This is a genomic window from Humitalea rosea, assembly GCF_003253705.1.
Classification (GTDB): Bacteria; Pseudomonadota; Alphaproteobacteria; order Acetobacterales; family Acetobacteraceae; genus Humitalea; species Humitalea rosea.
Window position 1 is genome coordinate 99,349 of record NZ_QKYU01000018.1, and the last position, 13,794, is coordinate 113,142.

Consider the following 13,794-nt stretch of genomic DNA (forward strand, 5'->3'; position numbering starts at 1 on the left):
CCTGCCACTCAGGACTGCCGCCAGAGGCGGCGTGTAGCAGTGCGGTCAACTTTCCCGCGTCCCCATGGATCGCGCGGTCATTGATCCGCCCACAGAGCAGTGCGCTGTTGGTCCCAGGATTCTGTAACCCCAGCAAGAAGGATGGGAAGACTGAGGACTTTGGACTGCCCGCTCAAGACCGCATCAATCACGTCTGGCGCCAGAAGGGTCAGGGTAAGCAGGCGCCCGAGGTAGCCGCGGTCAATCTTTTCGGCGCACGCCATCTCGGTGACCGACTCGTAGGTCCTCCTGTCGAGCATGCGCTGATAGCGAAACGCCCGAGCAAGCGCCTTTAACAGCGCCGGGTCGGCCCGCGTCGTGACCGGCGCGACACCATCCGCTATCGGGGTCACGACGGTCTTCCGTCCCGGCCGATGCCGAATCGCCAGCGGCACTCGGACCGTGATGCTGGTGGCTGCCGTCATGCCGCTGCACTCAGGGCATCGGGCCCGATGGCGGTGAGGTCCCGCACCAGGCTGCCGAGCCCGTCCAGCCGCAGCCGAATGTCCGCGCCGGCCGGGCCGACCACCACCCGCTCCACCAGCGACCGCACGATCCGCGCCTGCTCCGCCGGAAAGAGGTGCTCCCACAGCGGGTCGAGCCGATGGAGCGCGTCCTGGGTCTCGCCCTCAGTCAGGTCCGGCGCCTCCCTGCGCGCCGCCCGCCACGTGCCGACTACGATCTCAGGCTGCCGGAGCAGCGCTCGCACCTGGTCCACCACCGCTGCCTCGATCTCCGCCGCCGATACCCGGCGCACGATGCTGGCGTCACCGGCGGCGTCGCCCTTCAGGACCCGCTGCGCCACATAGTAGCGGTAGAGCCGGCCGTTCTTCCGGGCGTGGGTCGGCGACAGCGCCCGGCCATCCACCCCAAAGATCAGTCCCTTCAGCAGCGCCGGCGTTTGCGCCCGATTCTGGTTGGCGCGCACCCTTGGGCTGGTCTGCAGCACGGCGTGCGCCCGGTCCCACAGTTCCCGCGGCACGATGCCCTGGTGCTCACCGGGATAGATCTGCCCCTTGTGCGCGGCCTCGCCGACATAGGTCCGGTTGTTCAGCAGCTTATAGACGTCGCCCTTGTCGAGCGGTCGCCCGGCCTTGCTGGTGGCGCCCTCCGCCCGGAGACGGGTCACCGTCTCGATGCCCGATCCCGTCTCGGCGAAGATCTCGAACACACGGCGCACCCGCGGCGCCTCGTCCTCGTTCACCACTAGCTTCCGTGCCACGACGTCGTAGCCGAGCGGCACCTTGCCCCCCATCCACATGCCGCGGGCGCGGGAGGCGGCGAACTTGTCGCGGATCCGCTCGCCAATGACCTCTCGCTCGAACTGCGCAAAGCTGAGGAGGATGTTCAGCGTCAGCCGGCCCATCGACGTGGTGGTGTTGAAGCTCTGCGTGACGGAAACGAAGGTCACGCCGTGCGCGTCCATCACCTCCACCAGCTTGGCGAAATCCATCAGCGAGCGACTGAGCCTATCGATCTTGTAGACGACAATCACATCGACCAGGTCGGCCCGGATGTCGCGGAGCAGGCGCTGCAATGCCGGTCGCTCCAGCGTGCCGCCCGAGAACCCGCCGTCGTCATAGCGGTCGCGCACCAGCAACCAGCCCTCGGCGCGCTGGCTGGTGATGTACGCTTCGCAGGCGTCGCGCTGCGCGTCGAGCGTGTTGAATTCCTTCTCCAGCCCCTCGTCGGTGGATTTCCGCGTGTAGACCGCGCAGCGCAGTTTCTTCGTCGTGGCCGGCATGGCCGGCTCGATGCGAGCGCGGCGGGTCATGCGTCACCTCGCGCGCGCAGTCCGAAGAACGTCCAGCCGTTCCAGCGCGTGCCGGTGATATGGCGCGCGATGGCTGAGAGCGACTGGTAGGGCCGCCCCTCAAATTCGAAGTCGTTGACGCGCACCGTGACCACGTGCTGCACGCCCTGCCATTCGCGGAGCAGGCGCGTGCCGGCCAGCGGCCGGCTGTCGGCACGAATACGGCGCAGGACGACGTTGCCGCCATCCAATTGCTCGCCCAGCGCCACCAGCCGGTCGACGGTCTCGGGCTTCAGCCCGCCATAGGCCAATTCCTGGATGCGATAGGCCAGCCGGCTCTGGATGTAGGCCCGGTTCCAGGGCGGCGGCTCCTTGCCGAACAGTTCCCGCCATTGGTCCTTCAGCGTGGCGGTCGGCGCCGCCGGCAGCGCGGCGAGCCGGCTCAGCACCTGCGTCGGCGGGATCTTCGGGATGGTCGGTGCTGCCGCGGGCGCGGCAGGTGAACGTCTGGTCATGCGAGTCCCTTCCTGTTGGGTTTCGCATGCAGGCGCTGGTGGGCAGTGGAGTGTAGGAGAGTGTCTCCCGCCCCCCGAGCTATCTCGGCATCGCGCGGTTCATCCTCGGCAACGCGGCTGCGGAGCCGCACCAGGCCCGCAGCGAGGATGCCGCAAACCTCTCGGAGGTGGGGCGGCAGGTGGGCGTTGACGGGAAGGTTGGATCGAGGCGCCATGCTATTGATTACCGGCGTCGCGGTCCGAGTGTTTCACCCAACCACCGATTGGATTCGACAGCGGTATGCCTCATGATGTACCGGTTTCGTTCCCCATCACAGGACCGTCACGTGCAGAAGGACTTCACCAAGTTCGCCAACCAGCGGTTTCTCAAGACCGTGAACTGGGAGGTCCTGGGCCGTCTTCTGGCCAAGCACGCGGAGGGGTTACCAAAACTGGCTCTCTCCCTCCTGGCGGCCAACCCCGCGGAGGGCCGCAAACAGATCTCGGATTTCCTTCTCGGGCCGCGCGACGATTACCCCGAGACGCTGATCCACGATTTGCACCGGATCGTCCGCCTCGACAGCGCGCAGGGCATGCAGCTCATCCTGGACGAGGCTGAGCGCCAGAAGGTCGTCATCATGGAGCCGGCGGATCGCGCGACGGCCACGGCGCGCGACATCGCCCTCCTTGCTTTCGTCGACCATCCGGAGGTTTTCGCGGAAGCCGAGCACACCTCGGTCTTCGTACCGCCGCCGAGCGTGTCGGAATTCAATGCCCGCGAGGAAGGCGTGACGCCCGAGGTCACCCCTGACACGCTGGAAGCCCTGCGTCTCGCGGCGGGAGAGCTCTTCGCAGCCGACCTGCGGGGCAAGTACTGCCGCGTGCGTCCCTACGAGGACGATGGCGAGCTCTGCATCGCGGTCAGGCACGGCGCGCCGCCGGTATCGACCGAGGTAGTCAAGGGTGAGAAGGACAGTGTGATCGGCTTCCAGGAGATCGACACAGCCGTCATCTCCTATGCCGAACTCACGGGCCGCCTCACGGTCTGGGGCTGCGCCAAGAAGCGCCGGGGCGACTTGGCCGAGGCCTTTGCCACCCACATCCTGGGCCAGCCCGGCTTGTTCAAGGCGGCGGACGCACAGCGCCTCTACACGCTCGAGCCGCTGGAGCGATCGGGCGGCGCCTTCACCTTCCGGAAGGGTGACGACGACGAGATCGATCGGATCCTGATTGTCGAAGCGCAGGCCAACCGGGTGACCACCAACATCAAGACCGGGCAAGAGAAGACCCTCTTCTCGCTGACCGTCCGCGACCCATCTGGCAACGCCCTGAAGCTGCTGCATCAGAGCCGGACGGACATCATCTACGGCGACAATGCTTGGCGGTTGGGTCACATCACCGCACGGGTCGTCCTCAAGACGCAGGGCGGCCGGGCACCGACCATCACCGTCAAGATCAAGCCCGACGATTCACTCAGCTTCCAGCGCAGCCGCCACAAGAAGCGGGTGATGGCACTCCTCGCACTAAACAATCTGGTCCATGCACGACAGTCTGGCGAAGCTGCTCTGGCAGCTGAGTGAGGCGGGTGAGCCGGCCGTGATGTTCGGCCGGCAGCACACCGCGGATCAGGACGCCATGCTCCAGCGCCTGCTGGCGCTGGGCGTGCTGCTGCATGGCGAGCCAGTGACGACATGGGATCCGTGCGGTGACTGCGACTGTGGCGCCGATGAGCGTCGTATTCGGTGGAATGCCAACATGCCATTCGCCGCCTGCGCGGCGGACCATCGTCGTGACCAGCAGCTGGCCCCAGACGACGTTCGGACCCTCAGCGTGGCGATCCCGACCCTCATCCAGGAGGCCGCCACGGCCACGGGGCTCGGTCAGGTTGAAGAGATCGCCCTCGGGATCTGGCGCCTCGGGCGTCTGCCAGATGGGCGCGTAGTGGTGGCGGCGCCGACGCGGGCCGCCTTGCTGCAGCCGGGTCTGGTGGGCGCAGTCCGCATGGTGGACCGTGAGGGCCCGATCGTGCTCATCGGACCGACCCTTGGCGAACGGGACCGCGCGCTGCTTGCCAGCCAAGGCGTCCACCACGTCACGCCTTGCGATGCCTTGGCTTCATCTGGCAGCGGGCCGCCTCTGGCTTTCGATATAGGCCTGCTGCCTGATGGGCGCGCCGGAATGTATCGCCTGGCCCTCACAATCGGGACGCGAACGGTCCGCCTTGGCGAGCAGGAAACGTCGCTCCCGCCACGGCCATTCCAGCTTCTCAATATCCTCGCGCTGCAGCATCGGCGCGGAAAGCCGATCGTGAGCCGGCACGCCCTCCTGGACGAAATCTTCACCCCCAGCACCGCCGAAGCCGCGGTCCGCGATCTCGTGGGTGAACTACGCAAGAAGCTGAAACAGGCATTTGGTGATTCCGAGGAGGTCGCGCAGCTGATCGCGACCCACACCACCGCCGGCTACGCCATCAGCCTCCCCCCTCTCACCGTATCGATGATGGAATAATAGGCGGCGGGCCGAGCCGGGCCCGTTCCCACAACGCTCCCACACCTGTCCCACCCCTGTGGGAATGCGGCCCCGGCAGTTTCGGCTGGTCATCAACGACCAGCCGGAGCCACCTATGCACCCGCTCACCTTCGCCGAATTCGAACCACTGCACCGCATGGCCGAGCGCATGTCGCGCGGCCTGTGCCGCCGCCTCGGGCTTCCCGCGTATGACGCCGAGGATTTCGCCCAGGACCTCCTGACCGACTTCCTCGCCCGGCTGCCCGGCTTCAACGCGGCTCAGGGCGAGCTCGGCGCCTTCGCACTCACCTGCTTCCGGCACCATGCCGCGCTGCTGGCGCACCGCACCCACCGGCAGCGGGCACTCCACCACCCCGCCTCCCTCGATGATCCGTTGCCTGGCGGCACCACGGTCGGCGCCGTGCTGTCGGAGGCGGACGGCTACGGCGCGTGGATGGGGCAGCAGACCGACGCCTTCGCCGACGTGAATCGTCGCCTGGACCTCGAGCGGATCGCTGGCGTGCTGACGGAAGAGGATGCGCCGCTCTGCGCTGCTCTCGCGCGTGGCGACGTCGATCCAGCCCGTCACGCCGGCCTGTCCCGCACCACGGCGTTCCGGCGCGTGCGCGAGATGCGGCTGCGGCTGTGCGCCGCCGGCGCCACTCCGGCGGCGTGAAACAGAATGACCTCAGCCTCGGTAATCATGGTCATGCACAAACTCATCACCGACATCCGCGCAGTGGCGAAGCCTCTCACCGAGGCTTCCCTCTGCACTTGGCTCGGCGCCGCGGCTCCCGGCGACAGCATCACCTATCACCGTGGCGCGCTCGCCCGGCAGGTCTGCCCGCAGTTGCAGTGCCTGCCCGAGCAGGAGCGCACCGCGCTGCAGCGCCTGGCGGCCCGCGCCTTGAAGCTGGCCGAACTCGGCCTCGCCGACATCGTGCAGCGCCGCCACGGCTATGAGGACTACGCCTACATCCTCGTCGCCCGCCGCCGCCCGCGCCGCACCGCATCAGCCATCCTGCCGCTGCTGCTCGCGGAGGCAGCATGATGGACGCGCTCCGCACCAACCGCCCCACGCTTGATGCGCTGCGCCACCTGCCGGTGAGCGACGTGATCGCACTTCCGGCCGAGCATCTGGCGCTGCTCCAGACCGATGCGCGCGAGACGCTGGACGCGGCCAAGCGCATGCAGGACTGGATCGAGGCCGCGATTGCACTCCGCTACGAGCAGCGCGCCCTGGGCGCCCGTGCCGCGGCCGGCAAGGACACCGGCACGGTCCGCTTCCAGGACGGCGCCGTGGAAATCGCGGTCGACCTCCCTAAGCGGGTGGAATGGGACCAGGCCCGGCTCGCCGCGCTGTCCGAACAGATCCGCGCCGGCGGCGAGGATCCTGGCCAGTACGTCGAGACCACCTTCAAGGTCTCTGAGCGCGCGTACACCGCCTGGCCCGACCGCATCCGTCTTGCCTTCGAGCCGGCACGCACCGTCCGCACGGGCCGGCAGACCTTCAAGCTGACCCTCAAGCCGGAGGGCGTGTGATGCGCAGCACCCACATGACCACGCCGCTGCCGACGCGCGATCCGGTTCAGGAAACGAAGCGCATCGCCATCGGCCCCCGCGCGGTCATCTCGGCCCGCCAAGGCATCGGCAAGACCTGCCAGCTCCTGTCCTGCGCCACGGCGATAGTCCTGCTTCCCGCGGGTGGGAAGCATGTCAATCGGAGGAACCGCTGATGGCGCTGCGGATCATCACTGCCGATGAGCGGCAGGCAGAGGAGCGCGGCGTCAAGGCCGCCATTCTCGGCAAGCCCGGCATGGGCAAGACCTGGCTTCTGAACACGACCTGCGCCGTAACCACGCTCTTCATGGACCTGGAGGCAGGCGACCTCGCAGTGCAGCACTGGCGCGGCGCATCGATCCGTCCGCGCACCTGGGAGGAATGCCGCGACCTCGCGCTGTTCCTGGCCGGTCCGAACCCCGCTCTGCGCGACGACCAGCCCTATTCCGCCGCGCAGTATGCCCGTGTCGTGCAGGCCTATGGCGACCCGACGCGTATGGATGGCTTCGCCACCATCTTCGTGGACAGCATCACGGTTGCCGCCCGGCTCTGCTTTCAGTGGTGCCGCGGCCAGCCCGAGGCGCATTCCGAGAAGACCGGCAAGTCGGATCTACGCGGCGCCTATGGGCTGCACGGCCGCGAGATGATCGCCTGGCTCACGCACCTGCAGCACGCCCGCGGCCGCAACGTGATCTTCGTCGGGATCCTCGACGAGAAGCTCGACGACTTCAATCGCCGCGTCTTCAGCCTGCAGATCGAGGGCAGCAAGACCAGCCTCGAACTGCCGGGCATCGTCGATGAGGTGCTGACGCTGGCGGAGATCAAGGACCAGGGCGGGCAGCCGTTCCGGGCGCTGGTCTGCCAGACGCTGAACCCCTGGGGTTATCCGGCGAAGGACCGCAGCGGCCGGCTCGACCTGCTGGAGCCACCAGACCTCGGCCGCCTCTTCGCGAAGATCCGCGGCACGGCAGCACCCGAAGCGGCACCCGCGCTGCCGGCGCCGCTCATGACCGCCGCCACCGACACCCCCACCACCTGACCGGAGGAGAAGCATCATGGCTTCCTGGAACGATTACAACGACGCCCAGTCGAACCCGAACCTGATCCCCAAGGGCACAATCGTGCGGGTGCGCCTGACCATCCGTCCCGGCGGCTTCGACGATCCGAGCCAGGGCTGGACGGGCGGCTATGCCACGCGCAGCAGCGCCGGCGCCGTCTATCTCAATGGCGAGTTCACCGTGCTGGAGGGCCCCTACGCCAAGAGGAAGGTCTTCACGCTGATCGGCCTCTACAGCCCCAAGGGGCCGGAATGGGCGGGGATGGGCCGCAGCTTCCTGCGCGGGATGCTGAACTCCGCCCGCGGCATTTCCGACAAGGATGTCTCGCCCCAGGCGCAGGCGGCGCGCCGCATCGGCGGCTTCGCCGATCTCGATGGCCTCGAGTTCGTGGCGAAGATCGAGCACGGCACCGATGCTGGCGGCGAGGCCAAGAACGAAATCCGCATGGCGGTGACGCCGGATCACCGGGATTACGCGAAGGCAATGGGACGGCAGGTGGCACCGGCTGGTTATGCGGCACCGCAGCCTGCCTATGCCCCGCCAGCGCCGACCTACGCAGCCCCCGCGGCGCCGGCCATGCAACAGGGCGCCTTCCCGGCTCCCACGCCGCAGCCCGCTCCCGGCAACGATCCGCGCCCCGCCTGGGCGCGCTGAGGGAGGGCCGCACCGCATGATGCTCCGCCCCCGCCAGAAGCTCTTCGTCGAGCGCAGCCTTCGTGCGCTCGGCGTGCACGGCAACACCCTCGGCGTCGCTCCGACCGGCTGCCATGCCGCGGGCACGCCCATCCTGATGTTCGACGGTGCTATCCTGCCGGTCGAGGATGTCCGCATCGGTGATCGGCTTATGGGCCCGGACAGCTCGCCCCGCACAGTGCTGGAACTGCACGCGGGCGAGGACGAGATGGTCGAAGTGCGCCCCATTAAGGGCGATCCGTTCATCGTCAACGCAGGCCATATCCTCACACTCATCAAGGTCAACGAAGGCTCCCGCGGTTCGCACGCGACAGCGGCCCCGGGTGGGACGATCCTGGACATCAGCGTGGACGACTATCGTCAGCGCAGCACCTACTTCCGTCATCTCCATAAGCTGTTTCGGGTCAGTGCCGACTTTCCCGCGCGCGAACCGCCGACGCTGGATCCCTACTTCCTCGGACTTCTGCTTGGGGACGGCAGCCTCAAGCACGGGTCCCTGGCGATCACGACGCCCGATGTCGAAATCGTCGAGACCTGCTTCGCAATGGCTGGCCAACTCGGGCTTGCGATCCGTACCGATCAGCTGGGGGACAACGAGGCGAACTCCTACCATTTCTCGGGGCGGCAGGGCGGCACCAATACGCTCCGCAAGGTGCTGCGGGATCTTGGTGTGCTGGGCGTCGGAGCATCTGAGAAGTTCGTGCCCGACGCTTACCGTCTCGGATCGCGCACCGTGCGCCAGGCGATCCTTGCGGGCCTGCTCGACACGGACGGCCATTTGACGCGTGGCTGCTTCGAGATCGTCTCGGCCTCGCGCCGCATGGCCGACGATATTGCCTTTATGGCGCGAAGCCTCGGGTTACGTGCATTCATTGCGCAGCGACAGGTCAATGGCACAGCGTACTGGCGGCTGTGCATCTCGGGCGACACCACCTGCCTTCCGCTCCGCGTCGTACGGAAAATTCCTCAACCGAGGCGGCAGAAGAAGGATGTGCTTCGGACGGGCTTTACGCTGCACGATGTTGGCAAGGGGACGTATTGCGGTTTTACCGTCGACGCCGATCATCGCTACCTGCTGGGCGACTTCACCGTAACGCACAACAGCGGCAAGACGATCATGCTCTCGGCGGCGGTGGGCGAGCATATCGGCAACAGCGCCGCCAAGGCCGCGGTCCTCGCGCATCGGGATGAGCTGACCGCCCAGAACCTGGCGAAGTTCCGCCGCGTGAACCCCGGCATCGCCACCTCGGTCGTGGATGCGGCCCAAAAATCTTGGGCCGGCCAGGTCACCTTCGCCATGGTGCCGACCCTGACACGCCAGGCGAACCTGGACGCCATGCCGGCGCTGGACCTGCTGGTGATCGATGAGGCGCATCACGCCGTCGCGGACAGCTATCAGCGCATTATCGGTCGGGCTCTGCATCGCAATCCGATGTGCCGCATCTACGGTGTCACCGCCACACCCAACCGCGGGGACCGCAAGGGTCTGCGGGACGTCTTCTCCAACGTCGCCGACCAGATCCGGCTCGGCGAGCTGGTCCAGTCCGGCCACCTGGTGCCGCCCCGCACCTTCATCATCGATGTGGGCGTGCAGGATGAGCTCCGCGCCGTCCGCCAGTCCGGTGACGACTTCGACATGGCCGCCGTCGATCAGATCATGAACCGCGCGCCCGTCACCGAGGCAGTCATCAAGCACTGGCAGGAGCATGCGAGCGATCGCCAGACAGTGGTGTTCTGCTCGACTGTTCCCCACGCCGAGGGCGTCGCCAGTGCCTATCGGCAGGCCGGTGTTTCAGCGGCCACAGTGACCGGTGAGATGCCGGAACACGACCGCCGGCGTGTCCTGGCCGCCTATGCCGCTGGCAAGCTCCAGGTCGTGGTCAATGTCGCGGTGCTGACCGAGGGCTGGGATCACCCACCGACCTCCTGCGTCGTGTTGCTGCGGCCCAGTTCCTTCAAAAGCACCATGATCCAGATGATCGGCCGCGGGCTGCGCACCGTCGATCCCGCCGAGCATCCCGGCATCGTCAAACGCGACTGCATCGTGCTCGATTTCGGCACGTCGTCGCTGCTGCACGGCTCCCTCGAACAGGATGTCGACCTGGAGGGATATGAGCCCGAGGGCGAGGCGCCGACCAAGACCTGCCCCAGCTGCGAAGCCGAGATCCCGCTGGCCTGCACAGCCTGCCCGCTCTGCGGCGCCAAGCTGATCATGCCTGTGGTGCCGGGCGCGGCCGATGAGCACCCTGGCGGTTCGCTCTCCGACTTCATCATGACGGAGATCGACTTGCTCCGGCGCTCCGCCTTCCAGTGGTGCGACCTGTTCGGCGACGACGCCGCGCTGCTGGCCAACGGGTTCAACGGCTGGGCGGGCATCTTCTTCTTGAACGGCGCCTGGCATGCGGTCGGCGGCGCGAAGGAGGAGCGGCCGCGCCTGCTGTCCATCGGTGAGAGGCTGGTGGCGCTGGCCGCCGCCGATGACTGGCTGAATGCGCACGAGACCGATGAGAGCGCCCATAAGAGCAAGCGCTGGCATCGGGAAGCTCCGACCGAGCGCCAACTTGCCCACCTCCCGCCCGAGGCCCGCGCTGATCTAGGCATGACGCGTTACCAGGCATCGGCGCTGCTGACCTTCAGGTTCAACAAGCAGGTGATCCGCAGCCTGGTGCGCAACGCGCAGCCCACGGCGCTGGGCCAGGCCGCATGACCGGCCATGCGCAATCTCGTCCCGCCCTGCGCCATCTGCTGCCGCTCCACACGCGGCTTTGGCTGGTTCGATCCGACACGGCGGCGGCCGCCCCGGCCCGCCACCTCCTTCTGCAGCATGGCCTGCCAGGCGCTGTGGACCACCCTTGCCGCGAGGAGCGCGCCCGCCATGGTTGACCTCACTGAACAGGAACAGGCCGCCATCCGCGCCACCATGCGCCCACTCGGCGAATGCCTGGGGGAGATCGGCTGGCAGACGCGGCTGATCGATCTGACCGAGCCGCAGGTGCTGACGCTGATCGAGGTCGCTGTCGGCGGCTTCCAGGAGGCCATGCAGGCCACGGCCCGGCAGGCGAATGCTCCGCACCGCCCGCTCACCGCCGCGGATGCGCCCTTCTGATGCTGGACCTCAACAGCCGCAGCCAGACCTCCGCCCACGTCACCGCCGCCATCGATGCGGCGCTGGTCGCCGGCAATCAGGCGGCGCCGCCACGCAGCTATCTCGGCGGCTCCCGTCTCGGCCACGGCTGCGAGCGGGCGCTGCAATTCGAGTTCGTGAAGGCACCGAAGGATGAGGGCGCGGATTTCGACGGACGGCTGCTGCGCATCTTCGGGATCGGGCATGCGCTGGAAGATGTCGCCGTCGCCTGGCTGCGAGGCGCCGGCTTCGATCTCTACACCCGCCGCGGCGGTGGCGAGCATGGCGAGCAGTTCGGCTTCTCGGTCGCGGGCGGTCGCATCCGCGGCCATGTCGATGGCGTCTTCGCCGGCGGGCCCACGATCCCTGGCATGGCATTCCCCGCGCTGTGGGAATGCAAGACCATGAACGCCAAGTCCTGGCGCGAGACCGCCAACAAGGGGGTGGCAGCCAGCAAGCCGATCTACGCAGCGCAGATTGCGGTCTACCAGGCCTACATGGACGCCGCGGTGCCGGGGGTGGCGGACAATCCGGCGCTGTTCACCGCCATCAACAAGGACACGGCGGAGTTGCACCACGAGCTGGTGCCGTTCAACGCGGAGCTGGCGCAACGCATGTCGGACCGCGGTGTCCGCATCCTCGCGGCCACAGATGCGGGCGAGTTGCTGCCCCGCGTTGCCGCCCAGGCCGACCATTTCGAATGCCGCTTCTGCCCCTGGGCCAAGCGCTGCTGGGCGCTGCCTGCATGAACGCATGGAGCGATTTCAACGATGCAGTGCCGCTGCCGGAGGATAGCGTGAGCGAACTTCCCGCCGCTGGGCAGATCGCCCTCGATCGACTTCCCCCCGATGGGCAGTCGATGCATGCCCATGCCGGACGGACCGCTGTGGACCTGGCGGCCATCGCCATCTTCCTCGACGTGGTCTTCGGCTATTGCGACGGGCTGATCCCCGTCCGTGGCTTCGTGGATCAGGGCCAGGGGCTGGACACCAAGCCGCACAACATCTGGATCCCCGCCGACAGCAACGCGCCCGAGCTGCTGGCGACCTACGCCACCTGGGCCACGCGTGAAGGCAGCGCCGTCTATGTCATCCCCGGCACGGTTGCGGAGCATGGCCAGGCCCGCGCCGAGCATGTGCTGCAGATGCAGACCCTGGTGGTCGATCTCGACACCGGCGACATCGATGCCAAGGTGGCGCACCTCGTCCACCACCTCGGCGCGCCGACCCTGCTGGTCGAGAGCGGCGGACGCACCGCCGAGGGCGCCGCCAAGCTGCATCTCTGGTGGCGGCTTTCCGAGCCGGCGGAGGGCGAGGACCTGGCCCGGCTCTGCGCCCTGCGCGGCGAGATCGCCGACAAGGTTGGCGGCGACACGCATTTCCGCTCCGCGCACCAGCCCATTCGCGTCCCCGGCACCGTCCACCAGAAGCACGGCGTGCAGCGGCGCGTCACCATCCGGGAGCACCGCCCCAGGGTCGAGGTCGAGCTCCCCGACTTCGCCGCGGCGGTGGCGGCCATGCCCACCATGCCGGGCCTGGAGGCGCCCACCGCCGCCGCTGGCGCCCCCCGCCCCGGCCTCGACACCATCCTCACCACCCCAGTCCGTGAAGGCGCCCAGGACGCCTGGACCCGCTTCCAGGGCGCCAGCGCCGCCATCGGCCATTTCATCCGCCAGGTGCATGAGGGACGCCTCACGCCCGACCAGGGCTGGGAGGCCATCTGCGGATATAACGCCGCCTGCTTGCGGCCGGCCTGGCCGCTGGACCGCCTCAAGGTCGAGGCGGACAGCATCTGGGCGCTGCATGTCGAACGCAACGGGCCGCCGCTGCTCCGCGCCGGTGACGCACCACCCGCCGCTGTCCCGGCCCACACCCTCGGCGCGTTGCTCGACGATACCTCGCCGATGCCCGACGACCTGATCGGGCCGCGCCTGCTTACCCCGGGTGGGATGCTGGTGCTCGGCGGCGCGCCGAAGGTCGGCAAGTCCGACTTCCTGATCAGCCTGCTGGTGCACGCCGCGGCCGGCGCACCCTTCCTGCGCTTCACGGCCCCGCGCCCGCTGCGCGTGTTCTATCTGCAGGCCGAGATCCAGTACCACTACCTGCGAGAGCGGCTACAGCAGCTCCGGCTCGATCCCGCCATCGTGACTCGCGCCCGCGACACCCTCGTCGTCACCCCCAAGCTGCGCATGCTGCTCGATGACCATGGCGTGCCGCTCGTCGCCGCCGCCATCCGCGCTTCGTTCCCCGACGCGCCGCCCGACATCATCTGCATCGACCCGATCCGCAACCTATTCGATGGCGGGCCCGGCGGCGAGGGCGAGAACGACAACAGCGCGATGATGTTCTTCCTGCAGGGCCGCGTCGAAGCGCTGCGCGACCAGGTCGCCCCCGAGGCCGGCATCATCCTCGCCCACCACACAAAGAAGCTCAGCAAGCAGCAGGTGAAGGATGATCCCTTCCTGGCGCTCTCCGGCGCCAGCGCGCTGCGCAGCTTCTACACCTCCGGGATGATCCTGTTCCGGCCGGATGAGGAGCAGACCGAACGCGAGTTGCATGTCGAGCT

Annotated in this window: 15 protein-coding genes; 12 read left to right on the top strand and 3 right to left on the bottom strand. The window is 67.9% G+C overall.

The window, feature by feature from the left end; genetic code table 11:
- Positions 1–77: 77 nt before the first annotated feature.
- The 3 genes from C8P66_RS15960 to C8P66_RS15970 are packed head-to-tail and all read right to left on the bottom strand — an operon-like array spanning position 78 to position 2,307.
- On the bottom strand, positions 78–464 hold the full coding sequence (locus tag C8P66_RS15960; protein ID WP_111399271.1) for a hypothetical protein: 387 nt from the start codon (positions 462–464) through the stop codon (positions 78–80).
- Positions 461–1,783: a recombinase family protein gene (locus tag C8P66_RS15965; protein ID WP_111399272.1), complete on the bottom strand. Its 1,323-nt coding sequence runs from the start codon at positions 1,781–1,783 to the stop codon at positions 461–463. The genes C8P66_RS15960 and C8P66_RS15965 overlap by 4 nt, the downstream gene beginning before the upstream one ends.
- A 26-nt stretch (positions 1,784–1,809) precedes the next feature.
- Positions 1,810–2,307 (bottom strand): DUF2924 domain-containing protein, encoded by a 498-nt coding sequence (locus C8P66_RS15970; protein ID WP_111399273.1) that lies wholly within the window; start codon positions 2,305–2,307, stop codon positions 1,810–1,812.
- A gap of 326 nt (positions 2,308–2,633) precedes the next feature.
- Between C8P66_RS15970 and C8P66_RS23590 the strand changes: the two genes are divergently transcribed.
- The 12 genes from C8P66_RS23590 to C8P66_RS16040 all read left to right on the top strand — a co-directional run.
- Positions 2,634–3,866: a hypothetical protein gene (locus tag C8P66_RS23590; RefSeq protein ID WP_146422900.1), complete on the top strand. Its 1,233-nt coding sequence runs from the start codon at positions 2,634–2,636 to the stop codon at positions 3,864–3,866.
- Positions 3,826–4,794 (top strand): winged helix-turn-helix domain-containing protein, encoded by a 969-nt coding sequence (locus C8P66_RS15980; protein ID WP_111399275.1) that lies wholly within the window; start codon positions 3,826–3,828, stop codon positions 4,792–4,794. Before C8P66_RS23590 ends, C8P66_RS15980 begins: the two co-directional genes overlap by 41 nt.
- 115 nt (positions 4,795–4,909) lie before the next feature.
- Positions 4,910–5,470, top strand: coding sequence for a sigma factor (locus tag C8P66_RS15985; RefSeq protein ID WP_158537270.1), 561 nt, complete (start codon positions 4,910–4,912; stop codon positions 5,468–5,470).
- A 63-nt stretch (positions 5,471–5,533) separates the two neighbouring features.
- Positions 5,534–5,845 carry a hypothetical protein gene (locus C8P66_RS15990; RefSeq protein WP_245903588.1) on the top strand — a complete coding sequence of 104 codons (312 nt, stop codon included), beginning with the start codon at positions 5,534–5,536 and terminating at the stop codon, positions 5,843–5,845.
- Positions 5,842–6,336, top strand: a complete 495-nt coding sequence (locus C8P66_RS15995) for a hypothetical protein (RefSeq protein WP_342768018.1) — start codon at positions 5,842–5,844, stop codon at positions 6,334–6,336. The genes C8P66_RS15990 and C8P66_RS15995 overlap by 4 nt, the downstream gene beginning before the upstream one ends.
- Before the next feature lie 14 nt (positions 6,337–6,350).
- Positions 6,351–6,530 (top strand): hypothetical protein, encoded by a 180-nt coding sequence (locus C8P66_RS16000; RefSeq protein ID WP_158537271.1) that lies wholly within the window; start codon positions 6,351–6,353, stop codon positions 6,528–6,530.
- The gene (locus C8P66_RS16005) at positions 6,530–7,393 is read left to right on the top strand and encodes an ATP-binding protein (protein ID WP_111399278.1); all 864 of its coding nucleotides are present in this window, start codon (positions 6,530–6,532) and stop codon (positions 7,391–7,393) included. Before C8P66_RS16000 ends, C8P66_RS16005 begins: the two co-directional genes overlap by 1 nt.
- Before the next feature lie 16 nt (positions 7,394–7,409).
- Complete coding sequence (locus tag C8P66_RS16010) at positions 7,410–8,066, top strand: hypothetical protein (protein WP_111399279.1); 657 nt, start codon at positions 7,410–7,412, stop codon at positions 8,064–8,066.
- A gap of 16 nt (positions 8,067–8,082) precedes the next feature.
- The gene (locus C8P66_RS24130; protein ID WP_211314168.1) at positions 8,083–10,812 is read left to right on the top strand and encodes a Hint domain-containing homing endonuclease; all 2,730 of its coding nucleotides are present in this window, start codon (positions 8,083–8,085) and stop codon (positions 10,810–10,812) included.
- Between the two features lie 168 nt (positions 10,813–10,980).
- Positions 10,981–11,211, top strand: coding sequence for a DUF6511 domain-containing protein (locus tag C8P66_RS16030; protein WP_111399296.1), 231 nt, complete (start codon positions 10,981–10,983; stop codon positions 11,209–11,211).
- Entirely contained in the window at positions 11,211–11,978 is a 768-nt protein-coding gene (locus C8P66_RS16035) for a hypothetical protein (protein ID WP_111399280.1), read from the top strand. Before C8P66_RS16030 ends, C8P66_RS16035 begins: the two co-directional genes overlap by 1 nt.
- 47 nt (positions 11,979–12,025) lie before the next feature.
- Positions 12,026–13,794: AAA family ATPase (locus C8P66_RS16040; RefSeq protein ID WP_245903589.1), on the top strand; the 1,769-nt coding region annotated here is incomplete at its 3' end.